General features: G+C 52.9%; 24 protein-coding genes. All 24 read right to left on the bottom strand.

Annotated elements, in window-relative coordinates; translation table 11 throughout:
* Positions 1-34: 34 nt before the first annotated feature.
* Positions 35-1,180 (bottom strand): flagellar biosynthesis protein FlhB, encoded by a 1,146-nt coding sequence (gene flhB / locus Q1L85_RS16220; RefSeq protein WP_300433594.1) that lies wholly within the window; start codon positions 1,178-1,180, stop codon positions 35-37.
* A gap of 9 nt (positions 1,181-1,189) precedes the next feature.
* On the bottom strand, positions 1,190-1,966 hold the full coding sequence (gene fliR, locus Q1L85_RS16215; protein WP_300424691.1) for a flagellar biosynthetic protein FliR: 777 nt from the start codon (positions 1,964-1,966) through the stop codon (positions 1,190-1,192).
* Between the two features lie 3 nt (positions 1,967-1,969).
* Positions 1,970-2,239, bottom strand: a complete 270-nt coding sequence (gene fliQ / locus Q1L85_RS16210) for a flagellar biosynthesis protein FliQ (RefSeq protein ID WP_300424689.1) — start codon at positions 2,237-2,239, stop codon at positions 1,970-1,972.
* The gene (gene fliP, locus Q1L85_RS16205) at positions 2,240-3,016 is read right to left on the bottom strand and encodes a flagellar type III secretion system pore protein FliP (RefSeq protein WP_300424687.1); all 777 of its coding nucleotides are present in this window, start codon (positions 3,014-3,016) and stop codon (positions 2,240-2,242) included.
* A complete protein-coding gene (gene fliO, locus Q1L85_RS16200) occupies positions 3,013-3,426 on the bottom strand; it encodes a flagellar biosynthetic protein FliO (RefSeq protein ID WP_300424685.1) in 414 nt (137 codons plus the stop codon). Before fliO ends, fliP begins: the two co-directional genes overlap by 4 nt.
* Positions 3,401-3,958 (bottom strand): flagellar motor switch protein FliN, encoded by a 558-nt coding sequence (gene fliN, locus Q1L85_RS16195; protein ID WP_300424684.1) that lies wholly within the window; start codon positions 3,956-3,958, stop codon positions 3,401-3,403. Before fliN ends, fliO begins: the two co-directional genes overlap by 26 nt.
* A gap of 14 nt (positions 3,959-3,972) precedes the next feature.
* Positions 3,973-4,947 carry a flagellar motor switch protein FliM gene (fliM, locus tag Q1L85_RS16190; protein ID WP_300424763.1) on the bottom strand — a complete coding sequence of 325 codons (975 nt, stop codon included), beginning with the start codon at positions 4,945-4,947 and terminating at the stop codon, positions 3,973-3,975.
* 2 nt (positions 4,948-4,949) lie between these two features.
* Positions 4,950-5,486 (bottom strand): flagellar basal body-associated FliL family protein, encoded by a 537-nt coding sequence (fliL, locus tag Q1L85_RS16185; RefSeq protein WP_300424682.1) that lies wholly within the window; start codon positions 5,484-5,486, stop codon positions 4,950-4,952.
* Between the two features lie 237 nt (positions 5,487-5,723).
* Positions 5,724-7,076, bottom strand: coding sequence for a flagellar hook-length control protein FliK (locus tag Q1L85_RS16180; protein ID WP_300424681.1), 1,353 nt, complete (start codon positions 7,074-7,076; stop codon positions 5,724-5,726).
* Between the two features lie 78 nt (positions 7,077-7,154).
* A complete protein-coding gene (locus tag Q1L85_RS16175; RefSeq protein ID WP_300424679.1) occupies positions 7,155-7,490 on the bottom strand; it encodes an Hpt domain-containing protein in 336 nt (111 codons plus the stop codon).
* Positions 7,487-9,199, bottom strand: a complete 1,713-nt coding sequence (locus Q1L85_RS16170; RefSeq protein WP_300424678.1) for a SpoIIE family protein phosphatase — start codon at positions 9,197-9,199, stop codon at positions 7,487-7,489. The genes Q1L85_RS16175 and Q1L85_RS16170 overlap by 4 nt, the downstream gene beginning before the upstream one ends.
* An 11-nt stretch (positions 9,200-9,210) precedes the next feature.
* Complete coding sequence (locus Q1L85_RS16165) at positions 9,211-9,513, bottom strand: STAS domain-containing protein (RefSeq protein ID WP_300424677.1); 303 nt, start codon at positions 9,511-9,513, stop codon at positions 9,211-9,213.
* Between the two features lie 49 nt (positions 9,514-9,562).
* A complete protein-coding gene (locus tag Q1L85_RS16160; RefSeq protein ID WP_300424675.1) occupies positions 9,563-10,606 on the bottom strand; it encodes a chemotaxis response regulator protein-glutamate methylesterase in 1,044 nt (347 codons plus the stop codon).
* Between the two features lie 11 nt (positions 10,607-10,617).
* Positions 10,618-11,265 (bottom strand): chemoreceptor glutamine deamidase CheD, encoded by a 648-nt coding sequence (gene cheD, locus Q1L85_RS16155; RefSeq protein WP_300424673.1) that lies wholly within the window; start codon positions 11,263-11,265, stop codon positions 10,618-10,620.
* Positions 11,266-11,275: 10 nt separating this feature from the next.
* Entirely contained in the window at positions 11,276-12,121 is an 846-nt protein-coding gene (locus Q1L85_RS16150) for a protein-glutamate O-methyltransferase CheR (RefSeq protein WP_300424672.1), read from the bottom strand.
* A gap of 16 nt (positions 12,122-12,137) precedes the next feature.
* Positions 12,138-14,525: a methyl-accepting chemotaxis protein gene (locus Q1L85_RS16145; RefSeq protein ID WP_300424670.1), complete on the bottom strand. Its 2,388-nt coding sequence runs from the start codon at positions 14,523-14,525 to the stop codon at positions 12,138-12,140.
* A 55-nt stretch (positions 14,526-14,580) separates the two neighbouring features.
* Positions 14,581-15,084, bottom strand: coding sequence for a chemotaxis protein CheW (locus tag Q1L85_RS16140; RefSeq protein WP_300424668.1), 504 nt, complete (start codon positions 15,082-15,084; stop codon positions 14,581-14,583).
* 20 nt (positions 15,085-15,104) lie between these two features.
* Entirely contained in the window at positions 15,105-17,180 is a 2,076-nt protein-coding gene (locus Q1L85_RS16135; protein WP_300424666.1) for a chemotaxis protein CheA, read from the bottom strand.
* Between the two features lie 6 nt (positions 17,181-17,186).
* On the bottom strand, positions 17,187-17,549 hold the full coding sequence (locus Q1L85_RS16130; RefSeq protein ID WP_300424665.1) for a response regulator: 363 nt from the start codon (positions 17,547-17,549) through the stop codon (positions 17,187-17,189).
* 28 nt (positions 17,550-17,577) lie between these two features.
* Positions 17,578-17,859 (bottom strand): STAS domain-containing protein, encoded by a 282-nt coding sequence (locus Q1L85_RS16125; RefSeq protein ID WP_300424663.1) that lies wholly within the window; start codon positions 17,857-17,859, stop codon positions 17,578-17,580.
* Positions 17,860-17,998: 139 nt separating this feature from the next.
* Positions 17,999-18,454, bottom strand: a complete 456-nt coding sequence (gene fliJ, locus Q1L85_RS16120) for a flagellar export protein FliJ (RefSeq protein ID WP_300424661.1) — start codon at positions 18,452-18,454, stop codon at positions 17,999-18,001.
* Positions 18,451-19,782 (bottom strand): flagellar protein export ATPase FliI, encoded by a 1,332-nt coding sequence (gene fliI, locus Q1L85_RS16115; protein ID WP_300424659.1) that lies wholly within the window; start codon positions 19,780-19,782, stop codon positions 18,451-18,453. The genes fliJ and fliI overlap by 4 nt, the downstream gene beginning before the upstream one ends.
* Positions 19,757-20,707, bottom strand: coding sequence for a FliH/SctL family protein (locus Q1L85_RS16110; RefSeq protein WP_300424658.1), 951 nt, complete (start codon positions 20,705-20,707; stop codon positions 19,757-19,759). Before Q1L85_RS16110 ends, fliI begins: the two co-directional genes overlap by 26 nt.
* A 1-nt stretch (position 20,708) precedes the next feature.
* Positions 20,709-21,206 (bottom strand): flagellar motor switch protein FliG (locus tag Q1L85_RS16105; RefSeq protein WP_300433593.1); only part of this gene is annotated, 498 nt, incomplete at its 5' end.

Raw genomic sequence — 21,206 nt, 5'->3', positions numbered from 1 at the left:
GGAAGTGTTCCGGAATTGCCCCTGCGCTAAAAATTTATTGTGGATCGGGGTCGACACGCAGATCACGCGGAATCGGCATATCCGGCTTACGTTCCGGACGAGGACCACGCCCTTTTGCAAACTGATCCATCTGGAAGATATAGGCCAGTACCTGCGCAACCGCCACATACAGACCTTCGGGAATTTCGTCACCCACGCGGGAGTGCTTATAGAGCGCACGGGCAAGTGGCGGTGCCTGCATCTGCGGGATGTTGTGCTCTTTCGCAATTTCACGGATTTTCATGGCCGCCTGATCTGTCCCTTTGGCAACCATGATCGGCGCCCCCATGGAGCCCGCCTGATATTTGAGTGCCACAGAGTAATGTGTCGGGTTAGTAATTACGACATCCGCCGTCGGTACATCCGCCATCATCCGCCGCTGTGCGACTTCACGCTGCAGTTGTTTAATCTTGCTCTTAACTTCTGGCTTCCCTTCCGTCTCTTTGTACTCGTCTTTAATCTCCTGCATCGACATGCGCATTTTTTTGGTAAAGCTGTAGATCTGCCACGGTACGTCGACGATCGCGATCAGTGCCGTCGACAGACAGAGAAAGAGAACACTCCAGAGAATTATACTGATCGCCTGACTTAAGGCGGGACGTAACGCCTGGTTCTGAATGGCCATGGCATCCTGAAAAAAGAAGCCAAGTACAATCCAGGCAACCAATCCGACGACCAGCACCTTGGCCCAGGCTTTGATCAGCTCGACCAGAGAATTCATTGAAAACATGCGTTTCAGGCCGCTGAGGGGATTCAGACGGTCAAGCTTGGGCGTAATCGCTTTGGTAGAGAACAACCAGCCACCGACGCCAAGAGGCCCGGCAAACGCCGCAATCAGTACCAGCAGTAACCAGGGGGCCAGCGCAATCGCACCTTCGAGAACTGCGGCATTAAGATACGACGACATCATGCCAATATCGAACGCGGCATCGCGCTCGAACGAGAAGCTGTGCCTCGCCATCTTACCCACCCGCTCAGACATCATAGGCCCAAGCATCAGTAATCCCAGCGCGCCGGCCACGAGAACCAGGGTTGTACCCAGCTCTTTTGACCGGGGAACCTGGCCTTCTTCACGGGCTTTTTCAAGCCTTCGCGCCGTGGGTTCTTCGGTTTTTTCCTGACTGCTGTCCTGTTCTGCCATGACCAGCCCTCAGAGCGTGACCAGCTTTTTGAGAAATTCAAAAAGCGTGTCCATATAGTGGTGAAACCCGAGCGCCATCTGATCCATATTCAGCCACATAATAAACAGACCGACGATCATGGTGACCGGAAAACCCAGTGCAAAAATATTCAGCTGTGGTGCGGCGCGGGTCATAACACCAAACGCCAGATTAACGATCAGCAGCGCGGTAATGGCCGGCAGTGAAATGACAACCGCAGCGGCAAACATCCAGCCACTCCACTCCACCAGCAAACCAAACTGCTCCGCCGAAAAGCTGGTAAGGCCAATCGGCAGGGTCCGGAAACTGTCGACCAGCACTTCAATCAATACCAGATGGCCGTTCAACGCCAGAAATACCAGGCTCACCATAAAGAGAAACCACTGCGAAATGACCACCACCGATGCCCCCTGGCTCGGGTCGACCGTGGTTGCGATACCGAGACCTGTCTGCATCGCGATTAACTGACCAGCAATCACGAACACCTGCATCAGAAGTTCAACCACAAAGCCCAGCAGAATTCCGATCAGCATCTGCTGCAACAGAATGATAAATGAGGCGACAGAGATAGCTTCGACAACCGGAAACGGTGGCAACACAGGGACCACCACCAGAGTCACGGTAACAGCGAGAAGCAGACGGATACGCTGCGAAACCATACGCGTACCGATAAGAGGCATCACCATCAGAAGCCCTGCAATCCGCGCAAATGGATACAGATATCGGCTGACCCAGTGACCTACTTCGAGTGCCTCAACCTCAAACACAGGTCACCCGATCAGAAAGGGAATATTTGCGTATATTTCCCGGGTGAAATCCAGCACGGCACTGACTGCCCAGGGACCAAAGCCAATGATGGCCAGCAGAGTTACTATCAGACGCGGCAGAAAGCTCAGAGTCTGCTCGTTAATCTGAGTCGCAGCCTGAAAGGTACTGACCACCAGACCAATCACCAGACTGGGTACAATAATAATCACCACAATCGCCAGTACGATGTAGAGTGCGCTGGTAAAAATGTCACCGATCGCCGCGTCCGTCATCTATATCGTCCCGAAACTGTTAGCCAGTGTGCCCATGATTAATGCCCAGCCATCGATCAGAACAAACAACATGATCTTGAAAGGTAGCGAGATAATAATGGGAGACAACATCATCATACCCATCGCCATCAGAATACTGGCGACCACCAGGTCGATAATCAGAAATGGAATAAATATCAGAAAGCCGATCTGAAATGCCGTTTTTAATTCACTCGTGATAAAGGCAGGAATCAGGATATGAATAGGCGTTTCGGCCGGGCTCTGAATATCGTCACGACCGCTGATGCGGACAAACAGATCGAGATCATTTTCGCGCGTCTGAGCCAGCATAAACTCATGTACGGGTACCAGGGCTCTGTCGAGAGCTTCTTTCGGCGTGATTGTTTCTGCCATATATGGCTGTATCGCTTCAGCATTAATCACCCGGAAAACAGGCATCATAATAAACAGCGTGAGGAACAGTGAGAGACCCAGCAACACCTGGTTGGAAGGTGTCTGCTGCAGACCAATGGCCTGACGCAGGATCGCCAGAACAACAATAATCCGGGTGAAGGAAGTCATCATAATCAGCAGCGACGGAAGCACCGTCAACATCGTCATGATGGCAAGAATCTGAATGGTTACCGTATATTCCCCACCGTTGTCCGTTGCCTTGTAAACAACCGCGGGAATACCAGCGTAGCCGTTTCCGACAGCACCTGCAGCAGGGTCAGCCGCCATGGCCAGTGCGGGAAGAAAGAGTGCGAGGACTGCTATAAGACGACACAGAATATTCATTTCTGTACCGCCATCTTAAGGATTTCCGCAAAGCTGGCCGGTTGATTCTCACTGACCTCGAGCGGAGTATCCAGTGTCGCCAGGGTCGTAATCTGATGAGCGGTAATGCCCACCACCAGTTGCTGATCACCGGCCTGAATGACTGCAATTTTTTCTTTGGTGCCCAGTGGCAGCACCGCCAGCATTTTCAGTTTTCCGGTCTGCCCTGCCCACTGTCCGGCCCGGGTTTTATTGACCAGCCAGGCAAGCAGAAAAATCATGCCGACCACCAGAACAAGAAACATCGCAACCTTGCCACTGCTTGCCAATGGATCAGCAGCAAGAACAGGCGCGGCTTTTTCTTCTGCTGCCGCCACACCCGAGCACAGCAGAATTGCCAGTCCGTTAACGAAGGCGGTGTATACGTTCACTCTGACTCACCACATCCGTCAGACGGATACCAAATTTATCGTTCACCATAACCACTTCGCCATGCGCGATCAGGGTACCGTTCACCAACACATCCAGAGGTTCACCCGCCAGACGGTCCAGTTCTACAACCGACCCCTGGTTCAGTTGCAACAGGTTACGGATAGGAATCTGTGTCGAGCCCACTTCCATAGAAATCCGCACAGGAATATCGAGGATGACATCCAGCTCGGGCGCCTCGCCATTCGTTACCCGGGGCTTACTTTCGTCTTTCAGTTCGTCAAGGGGCATCTGGCGAACATCGTCTGCATCATCTCCACCCTCTCCGGCCTCTGCCATGGCAGCTGCCCAATCATCTTCGGTACTGCTGTCGTCGCTCTCTTCGGCGTCGCCCGATTCTTCCATCGCCGCAGCCCACTCGTCTGCCAACGCTTCGTCACCGCTGTTTTCTGCGACCTCGTCCGCCAGCTTCTGTGGATCCAGTTCGTCGTCGCCGGGAGTCTGTCCTACGTCTTTATTTTCATCATCACTCATATTCTGCTCCTTAATCAGCGACGTCTGTGCTGAATCTGATCAGTAATTTTTACTGCCAGATTTTCATTCGATATACCCATTTTCCCGCGGAATACGGGTATTCCGTTGGCCTCTAAAACAAAATCGTCTGGAAGCTCGATCGGTATCACATCACCTTTTTTAAGCGCTGCTACTTCGCGCAGAGTGATATCACGTTCGACCAGCGTTCCGTGCAACGGCACCTTCGCATCCATAATGTCCTCTCGCAGCGAGAGCTGCCAACGCTCGTCAACGTCGTCCACGTCACTCTGAACACCGGCATCCAACACTTCACGCATCGGCTCTATCATGGAATACGGAATGGTCAGGTGCAGGTCGCCACCGCCGCCATCGAGCTCAATATGAAAGGTACTGACGACCACGACTTCACTCGGGCTCACAATGTTCGCCATCGCCGGGTTCACTTCCGAACCGACATATTCAAATTCAAGCGGCATTACCGGTGCCCAGGCTTCGATCATGTCGGCAAAAACCTGAGTCAGTACCAGCTGTACCACACGTACTTCTGTGGGCGTAAATTCACGACCCTCGATTTTGGCGTGGCGTCCGTCGCCACCAAAAAAATTGTCTACCAGCTTAAATACCAGCTTGGCATCCATAATAAACAGTGCCGTGCCGCGCAGTGGCCGCATTTTTACCAGATTGAGACTGGTGGGTACGTACAGGGTATGTACGTACTCACCAAATTTCATGATCTGGACGCCACCCGACGCAACGTCCGCACTACGGCGCAGGAAATTAAACATACTGATGCGGGTGTAGCGTGCAAAACGTTCATTGATCATTTCCAATGTCGGCATGCGACCACGAACAATGCGGTCGTTGCTGCTCAGGTCATAGGACTTCACACCGGCAGAATCAACTTCTTCCTCCGGGCCTATGTCACCGTCATCTACGCCGTGTAATAGCGCATCAATCTCGTCCTGGGACAGTAAATCCTGCACGTGTATTCCTACTGCATCACAAAGTTAGTGAAGAGCACGGCCTCTACATTATCTGAGCCGGCTTCCCGTTCCATTATTTTGATCATGGCATTTTTCAGCTCCTGCTGTAACGCCACTCGTCCTTCTGCAGTACGCAGCGAGTTAAAGTCCTGCATACTGATAATCCGGATGACCTCGTTACGTATCATCGGAGAATGAAGCTCCATTGCATCCACAACCGACTGTGCCCGGGTCATCACCTCGATGCTGGCCTGAACAAAACGCTGACGGGTCCCGACCTGAAAACTCACCACAAACTCTGGTTTAAGCACGACGTACTGGGCAGGAATAGGTGGCTCCTCCACGACTTCTTCCGCCACTGCTTCTTCACCTTCGGCTCCTTCTGCTTCGTCTTCACCACCGAGAAGAAAGAACGCCGCTGCCCCACCCCCACCGGCAAGAATCAGTACCACCAACGCAATGATGATAATGAGCTTTTTCTTACCTGCGGGCTTGGCCTCTTCGGTTTCTGCGCCTTCCAGCTTCAGGTCTTCTTCTTTTGCCATGGCGTCATGCCTCCTGTCTGATAGTCAAATTTGCAATCCCTGTGCCACGTTTTTCCGTCAGTTTTCTGACATCCGGAATTCACGCCGCAAAGCCCGGAAGTACTGGCTTTGATAGCACCGGTCTTATGCACAAAGTCTAGAAGGTTCTGAGATAACTGCCGGAAGTTGGCAAGATGTGGCGAGGTCAGATCATGATGACCGCCGGAAATCCGGCGGTCGGACACCAAAGAAAGTTAATCAGGCGAAGGTATCCAGCAAGGCATTGCTACGGGTTACCGGACGCTGCTCAGCGGCTTCAGACTCGCTGTCTGCCAGCCATTCACCGCCCGAATCATTCTGCCCCTGACCTCCGGAGTTCTGATCCGACGCCCCCTGGCCAGAGGTACCGACATCAAAGCCCGCAAGTTCCAGACCCTGCTCGTTCAGGGCGTCTCTGAGGCGTTGAACATTCGCCTCAAGCACATCCTTTACCTGATGGTTCTGTGCGTGAACCTGAACGCTGGCCTGGTCCTGTGTGATGTGCAGCTTTATTTCAAGGCTGCCCAGCTCGGGTGGATCAATCTGTATTCTGGCCTGTTGAATATTGTCGGCCACCATCGTCAACACACGCGCGCCGAGTGCCGATCCCCACTCTCTGCGGTCCTGACCGAACTCGATACGTTCTTTCAGTTGAGTCTGTAGCTTTTGCTCAAAAGATTCAGCGGCTTCCAGGTCGACGGCATCAGAGGCGTCAGTGGTGCTGAGCGCCTGAGCGGTCTCTGCATTAACGGCGGTCATCCCTGCGGTCGGGATCTGCGTGGTACCTGCGCTGGCAACCTGAGCTGACGGGGTCTGCGTCATAAGAGTGGATTGACCCGAGGCGTCCGACAGAGGACGCTTCAGCGACATCTCGTCGCTCGCGGTGACTGGACGGAATACGTCTCCGCCTTCCAGCTCGCTGTCGGCAAGATCAGTGTCAATATCCTCCGCCTGCAAGGCGGCTGACACTGAGGTTACGGACTCAGCGTTTGGTTTTGCTGCGCCGTTCCCACGCTGCGAAGACACAGGAGCTTTGATGTCTGTTCCCTGCTGAGATGCCTGCTGTATGGCCTGCGTCAGCGGAGCAACCGCCATTAACTGGGGTTCTTCCTGCTCTTCTTCATCAGGGAGATCGGCAAAGGCCTGGCTGTCGTCATTTTCCTCTGTACGCGGCGTCACCGGACGGATGCCAGTACCATCTTCATCTGCAGGCATATGACGCAGGCTGAGATCGGGCGGCGTCTCAATCTGTTTCATCAGGAAATCACTCTCCACCTGCACTTCCGCATCAGCATCTGCGGTGACTGCCGTCGACACGGACACGCTGAGCGGCAATACCAGCGGCAACTGGGACGGCAATGCTTCGCCTTCTGCCGTCATCAATCCTGGCATTCCCTCCCCCTCTGGGGTGAGCATCTGAAGCTGCCCCTGGGTCAGATCCTGCAGCAGGCTGGAAAACTCTGACAGGGCCGGAGCCCCGTCGGTCGTGGTATTGAGAGAATTCAGTTCGATGCTGCCCCCTAAGGACATCATCAAGGATGCCAGTGGGCTCTGAGCGGCTGAGGAATTCATCCCGGTCTCCTGTCTGTTCGGGTTACCGGGTATAACGCAAAGGTCGGGCCAAAATTACTTTCAGGAGATGAAAGACAATCAGCTCAGGGTCGCTATCAGGGCTTCACGCACCTGCAGATAGTCCTGTTCCAGAAGAGAAATATCGTCGAGCAGCGCTTCCGCCCCTCCTGCTCTTGCCGCATCTTCCAGGCTCTGCGCTCGTGCAGCAAGTGACGGCGCACAGATATTGCCACTGGCGCCTTTAAAGCTGTGCACAATATGACGGAGTTGTTCAGCATTTCCTGCTGCCGCAGCATCCCGCATCTGGCTGAAACGGCCATCACTGTCCCGCACATAGAGATGTACGAGCGACTCGTATTCATCTTCCATTACGTCTCTGAGCACATCCAGTGCTTCGAGGTCGAGCATTGTCATACCTGCTGATCCTGTTCCTGTGGCCAGTGAATCACGGCCTCAACGTGATTTCCAGCGCCTTTGTACTCAAGTGAACGACAGATGCGCTTAAGAAGAGGTATGCCCCGCCCGGAAAGCTGACTCTGATCGGCGGTCATTCGATTCAATTCCGAATAGTCAAACCCCGGCCCACTGTCTTTGAGTGTAATTGTCAGGTCACCCTCAAGGCCATTCCCTCTGTGGTCAAGGACGATCACGACATAGCCGTCGCTCAGTGACGCCAGTCGCTCCTCTCTGAGACGGTAATATTCCATAAAGCCGTCAGCCGAGCTTTTCAGGCCAGAATCAAGGCCCAGAACTCCGTGCTCGAACGCATTAGAAAACAATTCGGCCATCACCGTATGCAACTGCCCACCCATAGCTCGGAGGCCAGGCACTTCCATCATGATGTGATTGAGCAACGGAACCGGATTAAAGTTTTTCAGGCTGGACGCATCAAGGCGGTATTCCAGGCACCAGTCTATCGGTCCACTGCCGGTGGAAGACTTAGTGCTGACCACGTCTTCGTCCTGCACATCTGCGTCTGCCATCACAACTTCCAGTATGGTCGTATCGTCATCGCGTTCACTATCACCAATAAACTCGGTCACTTTCATCTGTATATCCGGAAAAACATCTTCAGGGGCCTTTGCCGCATGAAAAATATCAATCAGCCGTTCCTGACCGAACATTTCGCCCTCGACGTTGCGCGACTCGATGATGCCATCAGACCATAAAAACAGGCGGTCTCCTTCGTTCATCGGCAGTTCGATCATCTGATCATTAAACTTATCACCGCCCAGTACACCGAGGGGAAGGTGACGCGATGAGAGAGTTTCAATCGCTGAACCATCTGCCCTGAGCAGATAGCAGTCAGGCACCCCACCCATCCAGACCGACACCGCTTTGCGATCCAGTGCAAGATCAACGGCAGCCGAACAGCAGAAAAAGCCCACCGGCAGAATACTCTTCAGCTTCAGGTTGATTTCCCGCAGAACATCCCTCAGGCCAAAACCTTTAGCGGTCATTCCGTAAAAGATATCGGCCATCGGCATCGCACCGATGGCGGCAGGCAGGCCGTGGCCCGTAAAATCGCCAAGCAGGAGGTGCATTCCTCCCGATGGCTTACGCGCGGCCAGCAGGACATCACCATTGAATACCGCCAGCGGAGAAAGCATATAGCGGATATTCGAGGCGCTCAGGCAGCCCGCGTGTGCAACATTATCGTAAACCGCTTTCGCTACCTGCTGCTCCTGCAACATGTGGCGGTTAGCCAGACGGATCTCGTTGCGTTGCTCCAGCAGAATTCTGTGCATATCCGACATACGCCGGAATGACGAGATCTTCGCCTGAAGTACGATGTGGTTATAAGGCTTTGTGAGAAAGTCGTCGCCACCGGATTCCAGACAGTCTGCCAGGCTCTGGGCATCGGACAGAGATGTCAGAAAGATCACAGGAATGAAGTCTTCTCCGGAGATTTCCTTTATCTGCCGGGTGGCCTCTTTTCCGTTGAGGCCGGGCATCATGACATCCATCAGAACGATATCGGGACGATGCTCCCGGAAGGCATCAACGGCTTCAAAGCCGTTGGACACTTCAATCACTTCGTTGCCCTGATTGCGTACAACGCGTGAAAGGACTTTTCGGTCGACGCTGTTATCGTCAGCGATCAGGACCCTGTAATCTGACATGGACAGGATTCTTATTGAATGGTGAAAAGCTGCTCAAAATTCGAAATCGTAAGAATCTTCTTCACATCATCATTGCAGTTGGTGATGCGGATCTCAGAGCTGTCGCCGCCCGCGTGATCACGGAGCAGAAGCAGCATGCCCAGCGCCGAGCTGTCCAGATAGGTTGCCCCACCCAGATCAACCGTATAGGCTGCCACACCATTTCTGTGCTCGTAAGCATCGCGGAACTCCTGATGCGCACTGAAATCAAAACGGCCATCGACGCGGATAACCAGCTCGCGACCGTCATTTCCCAGAGAAGCATTTACCGACATTGATTGATCTCCAAAATTTGTTTTACTTCCATTAGGTTTAGCACAGATTTCAGGCTTTTCTCGCGCTCTTCACCAATTCTTCGGCGATTCCGCGCAAGGGCATAAGCTGATCCACCGCACCCAGCTCCCAGGCGGCTTTTGGCATTCCATAGACCACACAGGTCGCCTCATCCTGCGCCAGCGTGATAGCGCCGGCATCGTGCAGTGCCTTCATCGCACTGGCTCCGTCTGCTCCCATTCCAGTCAACATGGCTGCCACCAGATGTCTGCCGCCCACCGTCTGAGCCAGTGACTCGAACATTACTTCCACCGAGGGTTTATGCAGGTTCTGCTTTGGGCCATCGTCGATCATCGTAAACAGCTTATCCCCGCGCTTAACAAAACGCAGATGTTTCCCACCCTGAGCAATGATCACACGCCCGGTGCAGACTTCCATGTTATCTGCGGCTTCAAGTACCTCCATCGGATACCGGTTATTCAGGCGCTTCGCCAAGGAGGCACTGAAAACTTCAGGGATATGCTGAGTAATCACAATCGGTGGGCAGTTCACTGGCAAACCAGCGAGCACATCGGCAATCGCCTCCGTTCCACCAGTGGATGAACCAATGGCGACAATCCGGCGATAATTTTCTATTTTCTCCCGGGTGATCACCCTTGACGCTGACTTCCTGCGCGAATCGACCGGCTGCACTTTTGCACGCGCTGCAATACGCACTTTGTCGCACAATGCCCGGGCAAACTGTAAAAACTCGTCCTCAGACTTCGCCTGCGGTTTACAGATGTAATCGACTGCTCCCATCTCCAGCGCTTCAAAGGTTTCCGGCGCTCCTTTCTCCGTGAGCGTCGACACCATCACGACCGGCATCGGGCGCAATCGCATCAGGTTACTCAGAAACTGCAGCCCATCCATTTTTGGCATTTCAACATCGAGTGTCAGAACATCAGGGTTCAGTTGCTTAATTTTGTCGCGCGCTATGATCGGATCATTGGCGACGGCAACCACCTCGATATCTTCGGTAGCATCAAAGACTTCCTTCAGCATTTTTCTGATCAATGCTGAATCGTCGATGACGATAACCCGTATTTTTTTCATAATTTTTTCTCTCAGAAGAGATCCACTCCGCCCTGAGACTGGTCGGTGTCTTCCGTAGCCACCTGTTGACGGTATTCAGTTTCACGTTTCATCAGAGTGTTGTTACGTACGTTAGTGATACGGCGCATTTTTACTGACCCGGTATCCGGGAAATAAAGCACCTTGCGAGCATAAATATCACCGACATCGGCAGATTCTATCTTGAGCCCTTCGTTCTGCAGGTAGTTATAGACGAAGAGAATATTACGCTGGCCGATATCACTCATCGAAGCAATCATCTGACCACCGCCAAAGATTTTCACCTCAAGGTTTTCCCGGCGACCACCGCGCTTAAGTATCTCATTAATCAGATATTCCATTGCCCAGTTACCGTAACGAGATTCCTGCGCCGCGGGGTTGGTCCCCCAGACTTCGCTGGAATGCTCGTTCGCTTCAGGCAACATAAAATGATTCATACCACCTATGCCCAGTTTCTTATCGCGTATGCAGGCTGCGATACAGGACCCGAGCACAGTAACAATCATCTCGCCATGGGTAGAAACATAGAATTCTCCGGGAAGAATTTTGGCGGCCCAGGTACCGTGAACTGCATCCCAGTAGCGGGCCACATGTTCAAAGCCTTTGGGAGCCTTGGGCTGCGGGGGTTTGGTATGCAACATGCCTGGCTCCTCAGTATTTTTTTCGGTAGATGGTGTTTCCTACAGACTCAAAACGATCTGTCAGACCATTCAGAGACTCCGAGTGACCGATAAACAGATGCCCCCCGACGGGCAGAAAATCTGCATAGCGGTTGAACAGTTTTTTCTGCGTATCACGATTAAAGTAAATCACGACATTGCGGCAGAAAATCACGTCAAACTGCCCTTTCATTGGCCACTGCTCTAACAGATTCAAACGTTTAAAATGCACCAGATTCCGCATTGAATCCTTAACACGGATATTCTTCTGATCTTTGCTGCGCATCAGATAAGACTGGAACACATCCTGCGGTACTGAGCTCGCACTGTCTGCCGGATAAATCCCTGCCCGCCCCTTATCAAGAACGTTAGAATCAAGATCTGTTGCCAGTATTTTTACATCCCAGGAAGATGGAAACGCTGCCTTTCCGAGACAGAAAGCAATGGTGTATGCCTCCTGACCGATAGAGCACCCGGAAGACCATATCCGTACCTTACGGTCAGATTTCTGCTTCAGATCGGGAATGACCGTTTTTTCCAGATACTCAAAATGATGAGGCTCACGATAAAAAGAGGTCAGGTTTGTTGTGATCAGGTTAATGAAATTTGTCGATTCCTGAGAGAAGTTCTCCCGCAGGAATTTGAGATAATCAGCGAAGCACTGATACCCCAACTGGCGCAGGCGACGGGCAATACGCCCGTACACCATATTTGCCTTATGCCGCCCCAGGACGATACCGGTATGCTTGAGGGCAAGCTCGGCGATCTCATCGAAATCGCCGGCTGTCATCAGGAATTCCTTATCATCTCCCAGCAGTGGCGCTGCAGATGCACCCATAAGCTGATCGCTCCGGTCAGAATTCTTCCCAGTCGTCAGAAGAACTGACCGACCAACCACCCTGGTCACCATCAGAAGAGGGTGATGGAGCCGCCTTCTTCGGCGCCGCTGCCGGCTTTGGGGCAGGAGCCACTGGCGCAGAGTTCATCACCGCTGCGGGTGAAGAGCCTCCACCAAAGCCATCAACGGTGAAGAATTCCATCAGTTGCGTCATGCTCTGAGCCTGACCTGCCATCGCTTCACCCGCCGCGGTGGCTTCTTCCACCAGGGCCGCATTCTGCTGTGTCATTTCATCCATCTGCGCAACGGCGCTATTGACCTGATCGATACCAGACGACTGTTCTGACGCAGCCGTGCTGATTTCCTGAATCATGGCCGACACGCGATCGACAGCTTCGATGATTTCAGAGAGTGTTTTACCAGAAGCGTTAACCAGCGAAGTGCCCGCTTCGACTTTATCTACACTGTCACGAATCAGATCTTTGATCTCTTTTGCTGCAGCGGCAGAGCGCTGAGCCAGATTACGTACTTCTCCGGCAACCACCGCGAATCCACGCCCCTGTTCCCCGGCCCGTGCAGCTTCTACTGCAGCATTCAGTGCCAGCAGGTTGGTCTGGAACGCGATCTCATCGATGACACCAATAATGTCGGAGATTTTTTTACTGGCGTGGTTAATCTCTTCCATCGCGCCAACGGCTTTACTGACAACCTGCCCGCCTTCCTGAGCTTTACCGCGTGCAGAATTTGCCAGCTCGTTAGCGTGAACAGCGTTCTCGCTGGTCTGCTTAACTGCGCTGGTCATTTCTTCCATGCTGGATGCTGTTTCTTCAAGACTCGATGCCTGAGACTCGGTACGCTTACTGAGATCGGCGTTCCCCTGTGCAATCTCACTGGCGCCGGTCGAAACTGTAGAGGCCGATTCACGAATACGGGTCATGACTTCGGTCAGGCGCTCAACGGTGGAGTTAGCATCCTGCTTCAGTTTGCCGAAGGACCCCATGTAATCTGTATCGATCTTACGGGTCAGATTACCGTGAGCAAGCGCATCAAAGATACGGATAGTGTCGTTGACCACATCATCCGCAATGCCCAACAGGCGGTTAAGACCTTCGGCAAGATTCAGGAAGAAGCCTTCTTTTCCGACAGTATCAATACGGCGGGACAGATCACCTGCCGCAGCCGCTTCAACAATCGCATCCACTTCTCTTTCAGCTTTTACTTCTGCAGTGCGATCAGCCCACTCAACGATTGTCCCCAGTCGTTCATTCTGTTCGTTAAATACTGGGTTAGCGATTAAGCCGAACGTGCGGCCCCCCACTTCAATCTGTGTTTTATAGGTGCTTTTCAGAGCAGACAGCATAGAGCGCTGATGTGCAGGATTTTTGTGGAAGGTATCAATATTTGCGCCCATCAGTTTCGACGCATCGAACGATGGCAGTGCTTTCTTCAGATCCGACTCCACACCACGCATCATTTTCTCTACGGCTTCGTTCATATAAACGATGTTGCCATCCGTGTCGGCAATCATAGCGCTGGTAGACACCGCATCCAGCGCCTGCTTGACCTGCGCATTGGCATCTGCAAGGCGTTTTGCCTCTTCCTGTGCCTTCAGTTCATCAGTAATGTCTACCCATTCAACCACCGTACCAACACGTTCACCATCGGTACCGTACCAGGGCGTTGCGGTGAGATTAAAACTCAGACCATTTACATTCAGCTGCGTTTTATAGGGATCTTTCAGGCCTGCGATCATTTTTCGCTGGTGCGCTGGCTGCTTATGAAATACGTCAACGTTTGTGCCTACCAGCTCGCTCACTTTAAAGTCAGGGAGCGCCTGCTTCAGCTCAGCTTCGCGTGCCTCAAGCATGGCGGTCACTTCATCGTTCATATAGATGATGTTCATGTCGTTGTCCGCCAGCATGACATTTGCCTGACAGAGCTTCAGAGCATTCGCAATATTGGCGTTGATCGCATTCTCCCGAGCTTTCTTTTTCTGCTCGGTAATATCAGATGCAAATTTCACCACTTTGTAAGGGCGCCCCGTTTCATCGAGGATGGGGTTGTATGTCGCCTGAATCCAGATATCGCTGCCGTCCTTGCGGATCCGTCTATATTCCGCCTGCTGAAAGTGACCACGATTCAGATCATCCCAGAATTGCTGATATTCCCGCGAGGCCGCTTCATCACGATCAACAAAGATACGGTGGTGCTGCCCCTGAATTTCATCCAGACGATAGCCCAGTGCTGCCTGAAAATTGTCGTTTGCGGTAATAATGGTACCGTCCATATTAAACTCAATCACAGCCTGGCTTTTGCTGATGGCATCGAGTTTGGACTGCATTTCCCGGATGGTTTTTGAATCGGTATCGCCGCCGGATTTGAATAAGTTTGTCATGAAGCTCATATCACAAGTCCTTAATACTATTAGTTCGATCTGAATGCGTCAGGGGAACAGGTGTTTATTCCACACTGCCGGCGACATTCAGAAGCTGGTTTTTAATACTCAGGAGTTCCTCAACATCAAGGAGGATTACCATTTTTTCATTGACGTTAACCAGGCCTTTAATAAAGTCTGAATTATCATCTTCTGTCAGTTCAGGGGGTTTGCGGGTACTGCCGTCAGCGATGGTATAGACGTCAGAGACAGCATCGACAACGATCCCCATGACCCTTTCGCCATGTTCGCCATCAAACTTCAGAATAATCACGACCGTAGTCGCGGTGTATTCGATGTGCTCCAGGCCGAACCGCATCCGCAGATCCATAATTGGAACGATGGTCCCACGCAGATTTATGACGCCACGGATATAACGTGGTGCATTGGGTATGGACGTAGGCTCTTCCCAGCCCCGGATTTCCTGTACGGCCAGAATATCTACCCCGTACTCCTCTCCCGACATGATAAAGGTCAGGTATTGCTGCTCATCCGCCATCCCTGTATCAGGGATGTTGGTCTCTGCCATCGTGGATTCCATGATTTACCTCACGCTGCCTGATCAGATTTACCCTGATGCTTTTTCACAGGAGTGATGTTCCGGCCGATACTTGAAATATCAATAATCAATGCGACCGTGCCATCGCCAAGGATCGTCGCGCCTGAAATGCCCGACACCTTGGTATAATTCTGCTCAAGGCTCTTAATAACTACCTGTTGCTGACCCAGAAGATCATCAACAACAATGCCTATTTTTTCGTTGTCGCCTTCGACAACCACCAGCATCAGCTCATCAATATCCTGGACGTTGTCACGCAGCCCAAATATCTCATCAAGACGAACGATCGGAATATATTCATCCCGTAACTGCATGACATATTGACTGCCCGTTACATGATTGAGGGAACGACGACTGATCTGGATAGACTCAACAATGGATACCAGCGGGAAGATGTAGGTTGCTTCACATACCTGCACCAGCTGCCCGTCGAGAATCGCCAGCGTCAGAGGCAGACGGATAATGAAGGTTGAGCCCGTCCCCCGACTGGAACGGACCTCGATACTGCCATTCAATGCCTGAATATTTCTGCGTACCACGTCCATACCGACACCACGACCGGAGATGTCACTCACAGCATCAGCCGTGGAAAATCCGGGTAGGAACACAAGCTGGTGTATTTCTTCAGGGGTCAGATTTGCAGACTCAGGCACCAGGCCTTTTTCCATTGCTTTCTTGAGAATTTTTTCCTCGTTAAGGCCTGCACCATCGTCAGCGACTTCAATGACGATATTGCCCCCCTGATGGTAGGCATTCAGCGTAATAGTGCCGTCAGCAGACTTGCCAGCAGCCAGTCGCTTTTCGGTGGTCTCGAGACCGTGATCCATCGAATTACGGACAAGATGAACCAGTGGGTCGCTGATTTTTTCCATCACCGTTTTATCCAGCTCCGTCTGCTCACCCAGCGTCACCAGATTGACTTTCTTGCCCAGCTGATTACCGAGGTCTCGCACCAACCGTGGAAAACGGCTGAAAGCGAAACTGATCGGCATCATGCGGATTTTCATCACGCTTTCCTGTAGTTCACGGGTGTTCTGTTCAAGCTGCGACAGGCCTTCCTGCAACTTAGCAAGGCGGCTGAGATCGAAATCCTGCCCCAGTTGCCCCAGCATTGATTGGGTAATCACCAGCTCTCCGACCATGTTGATCAGGCTATCGACTTTGTCGATAGACACGCGGATGGAGGAGCTTTCAGCATTTGCTTTTTTAGGCGCTTTGGCCGGGGCGGCGGGCTCGGCGGATTTTTTAGGCGTCTCCGCTATTGCGGCAGCAACCTTTTCAGGCACCTGAATTCCTTCAGCGTCGGATGTATCACTGACGGCGGGGGCTGTTTCTTCCGGGCTGGCTGTTGCAACGTCACCGAGCGGCTCATACACCAGATCACATTCGTCCTCTACCCACTCGAACACGACTTTAATGTCTGCGAGAGGGATTTCCCGTGTCACCCGGATCTGCCACGCCAAATGGCATTCCTCAGGATTCAGACTGGTAAACTCGGGAAGCTTGCTGGTGTCTGCTTCAATCTCGCAGTGCTCTTCACCAACAATGTCGATTAATTCCCGGAACATACGGAAGGGTTCATTCCCTGTACGCAGTAAATCCGGGTATGGGGTAAGGCGAATCAGCCATCCAGAGCCTTTTTCTTCTTCCGTGGGTGCGGCTTCAGCGACGGGAGCAGCACCATGCAGAATGGTTTCGAATTCAGCCCGTAACTGTGCAGGGCGCTCCTTCTCTGGCTCGTTGCCCTGTTGCATATCTGACAACATGCCACGCAGGCAATCGACAGACTGTAGAAATAAGTCGACATATTCCGGCTGCATCACCCGCTGACCACTGCGGATCTCATCAAGCAGAGTTTCTACAACGTGCGTAAACTCAGAGATCGGCATAAATCCGAAGGTACCGGCACCTCCTTTAATGGAGTGTGCAGCGCGAAAAATGGTATTAACCGTTTCGTCGTCAACGTCAGCGGGGTCCATCTCCAGGAGCTGGCTTTCCATAACATCCAGGCCTTCGAAGCTTTCTTCAAAAAATACCTGGTGAAACTGCGACAGATCGACACTCATCAGAAATTACCCCAGAACGCGTTTGATTGTGCTCAGAAGTTGGTCTGGATTAAACGGCTTTACGATCCAGCCTGTGGCACCGGCGGCTTTACCCTGCATTTTCATATCGCCTGCAGATTCGGTCGTCAGCATCAACATAGGAACGAACTTATAGTTCTCCTGTTGGCGAAGATTCTGAACCAGCTCAATGCCATTCATGTTGGGCATGTTTACGTCAGTCAGAACCAGATCAAATTTTTCGTTCTTTGCGATTTCCAGCGCTTCAACGCCATCCACCGCTTCACGAACCTGATAGCCTGCGCCTTTGAGCGTAAAGCTCACCATCTGGCGCATAGAAGCAGAATCGTCAACAGCTAAGATACTTACCATACGAGTTCTCCCGTAGTTTGCCGGTGTGTTATTCAGGAAGATTCAGAGATTTGCGGATACCCAGGTAACCTGCGGTATCTTTGAGAACATCCGTGACTGCACTCCAGCTGATATCATTTCCGGTACCAGCAAGAGTCTTACGCAGGCTGAGTATCATCTGCAGACCCGCTGTGTCGCAGAAATGAACGTCACCAGCGTCAAGCGTCAGATCTCCTCCGGACAGAACGGCCGCCTCGAGCTTCTGATAAAGCCCTTCCACCTGATCAATGCTCAGGCGGTTACCACAGTGAATGGTGGCTGCTTCTGTCATAAGGATGTGTCCTCGTGTAAACCCTAAAGGTAAGACTAGACCGCTTCTGTAAAGCTGCCAGACGAGGAAGGGATATTTTTAAGGCAGGAATGACCTGAACGACAAAGAAAGGGAGATAAGATTACAAAGTACTAAAAAGTCACAAGGTGCGTCGCGCCGCTTGCCGGTTAGACCACTCGTCCGCCTCGCGCTGCTCGCGGGCATTCTGTTCGCTCTGGTATTCCTGCTCCAGCCGCTCCAGCATTTTTTTCATGGCTTCTGTTTTTCCCCGTGCTTCGAGGTAGGCCGTGCGCGCTTTTGCTGTCAGAGTTTCCAGTTGTGCGATCTGTCCTTCCTGCTGACGCAGCGCAGATTCAATCTGGCGGATAAACCCGAGCGTGTTGTGCATGTCACCGGCTTTCACTGTGGTCTGTCCGGGGGTCGCCAGGCGTCGCTGGTAATCACCTGCGTAGTCGGAGAGCTGACTGCGTTTTGCCTTTTCAGCTTCAAGTTTCTGCCGTGCCAGTCCCCAGCGCTGCAGCGCATCCTGCTCTTCGCGCTCAGCAATTTCAAATACGACTTTCAGGCGTTTAGCCCGGGGGTGACGGTAGTTCATTTCCCTTTATCAAATCCTGGAAAAAGCCCTGCCAGGGCATCTTTACTGGCGCTGATGTCAGCTCCTTCCCGCAGCCCCTGTTGCAGCATGGCTTTAATTTTCGGCATACGCTCAATGGCGACATCCAACACCTGATCCGATCCGGCCTGATACGCGCCGACAGCAACAAGGTCCTGATTCTGACGATAATGCGACATCAGTCTTTTGCACATCTGTGCCCGTTGCAGCCAGGCATCATCCACAATCTGTGGCATCACCCGGCTCACCGATGCTTCTACGTCAATCGCAGGGTAGTGTCCTTCTTCGGCAAGACGACGTGAAAGCACAATATGTCCATCAAGAATTGCCCGGCTCGCATCTGCTATCGGGTCCTGCATATCATCGCCTTCACTGAGTACCGTATAAAACGCCGTAATAGATCCGCCCCCCTGTTGACCATTACCGGTTCGCTCAACCAGTTTCGGTAACTTGTTAAATACAGAAGGAGGATACCCTTTGGTTGCCGGGGGTTCTCCCACCGCAAGTGCAATTTCACGCTGGGCCTGGGCATAACGGGTCAGGGAATCCATCAACAACAGAACGTTCTGGCCCTGATCACGGAAAAACTCGGCAACCGCTGTGCAGTACATTGCTGCACGAAGGCGCATTAAAGGGGAATCATCGGCCGGTGAAGCAATCACAACCGCTCTCTTCAGCCCTTCTGGCCCAAGAATTTCGTCAATAAATTCTTTAACTTCGCGACCACGTTCGCCGATGAGTCCGACTACCACAACGTCGGCGGTAGTAAAGCGCGTCATCATGCCAAGCAACACACTTTTACCCACCCCTGAGCCCGCAAACAGACCGATCCGCTGACCGCGCCCAACGGTCAGCATGGCATTAATTGCGCGGATGCCGACATCCAGGGTGTCGCGGATAGGCGCGCGATGCAGTGGATTGATATATCGCCCCTGCAGATGTCCGGATTCGGTATTCAGCAAGGGGCCATTCAGATCAAGCGGCCGACCAGTACCATCCAGCACCCGCCCAAGAAGAGAAAAACCAACAGGCACATCCGCCGCACCGTGCAATGGCCAGACTCTGGCACCCGGGCGCAAACCATCGACCTGCTCAATCGGCATAAGAAAAATACGCTTGCCATCGAAACCGACCACTTCGGCCTCAACGTCGCCGCCCTGCGGTCGTTCCACCCGACAGCGGTCGCCCGTACGGACGTCAATCCCAATGGCTTCGAGCGTCAGGCCCACCATACGCACAAGGCGTCCCGAGACCCGGGGGCGATACTCACTGGCGGGGGCCAGCTCACGCCAGCGGTGGCTCAGAGTCATCCGGCACCTCGTCCTGCACGTCATCAAAGGGGGCTGCTGGCTGATCTGCATCCGCCTGCGCTTCTGAATCCTGAGGCGCGTCTTTTACCTGCACGCTCAATGCGGCTGATTCACTCTCGGTCGGATAGCCATCTGCTTCTGTCAGCATCTGCCCGGCCAGATCCAGCAACGCCTGTTGCAGATGGTCACTGACAGAGTATTCAACCAGGGAATTTTCACTCTCTACCCGACATTCTCCAGCGGCCAGACTGTCGTCTGTCTCAACCGCAACCCGCAGAGCAGCCTCGTCGATAAGAGCCTTGTCCTGTTCAGAGACAAACACTCTTGCCGCCTTTTCGCCATCTGGTAGCGACTGAAGTGCAGCACGCACATAACGGTTAATTGACTGCGCTCCGGCGCTCAGTTCATGTTCCAGCACCTGCTCTGTTAAGCGGGTTACCAACATCACCAGGACTTCCGGCAGCTGGCTGTCCCGCTCAGTCACGCTCGCCTGTAACGTAGCGACCACATCGCGGAGCCGGCTGGCCTGGGCAGTAACATCTGCCTGACCTTCTGCCCGCCCTTCCTCAAAACCAATCTTATTGCCTTCCCGACGGCCCTCAGCCATGCCTTCGTCATAACCACGTTTATGGCCTTCGGCATGACCTTCCTCTCGCCCTACCTGAATACCCTGCTGGCGACCTTCAACACGCCCCTGCTCCAGGCCGTCGTTGTATGCTTCGCGGCGGATAACCTCAAGCTCTTCTGCCGTCGGATAGCCTGCAGCGGCAGTTTCTTCCGGAGCATCCTCCTGACTGTCGTCCTGCTCTTCCTGTTCACGCTCAACAACAAAGGCGGCGGGCTCAGTCCAGAACGGCAGGCGCCAGGGACGCGCTTCATCAACATTCTCAGCCGGAATTGGCGAATCACGCTTAATGTCGGCCATATCAGACCATGGCCTCGCCACCACCACCCAGCATTATCTCGCCGGCATCGGCCAGGCGACGGGCAATCGTAAGAATTTCCTTCTGAGCACCTTCCACATCGCTGAGCTTGACCGGACCTTTCGCGTCCAGATCATCACGCAGCAATTCGGCAGCCCGCTTGGACATGTTCTTGAAGATTTTTTCCTGAACGGAAGGGTCTGCTCCCTTGAGCGCCAGAATAAGCAGATCGGTTGATACTTCGCGCAGCAATACCTGAATACCGCGGTCGTCGACATCCACCAGATTGTCGAAAACAAACATAAGATCCTGAATCTGAGTCCCCAGATCTTCGTCCACTTCCTTGATCTGTTCGAGCAGTTCGGAAGCAATTGTGCTGTCCACGAAGTTGACGATACTGGCGGCCACTTTGACCCCGCCCATGGTGGTGGTCTGAGTGCCTGCTTTGCCAGAGAACTGGCGTTCGAGAATGTCGTTCAGTTCCTGCAGTGCCGCTGGCTG

It is taken from the genome of uncultured Thalassolituus sp., assembly GCF_950066645.1.
GTDB lineage: Bacteria > Pseudomonadota > Gammaproteobacteria > Pseudomonadales > Oceanobacteraceae > Thalassolituus.
This window is presented reverse-complemented; position numbering and strand designations above follow the sequence as displayed.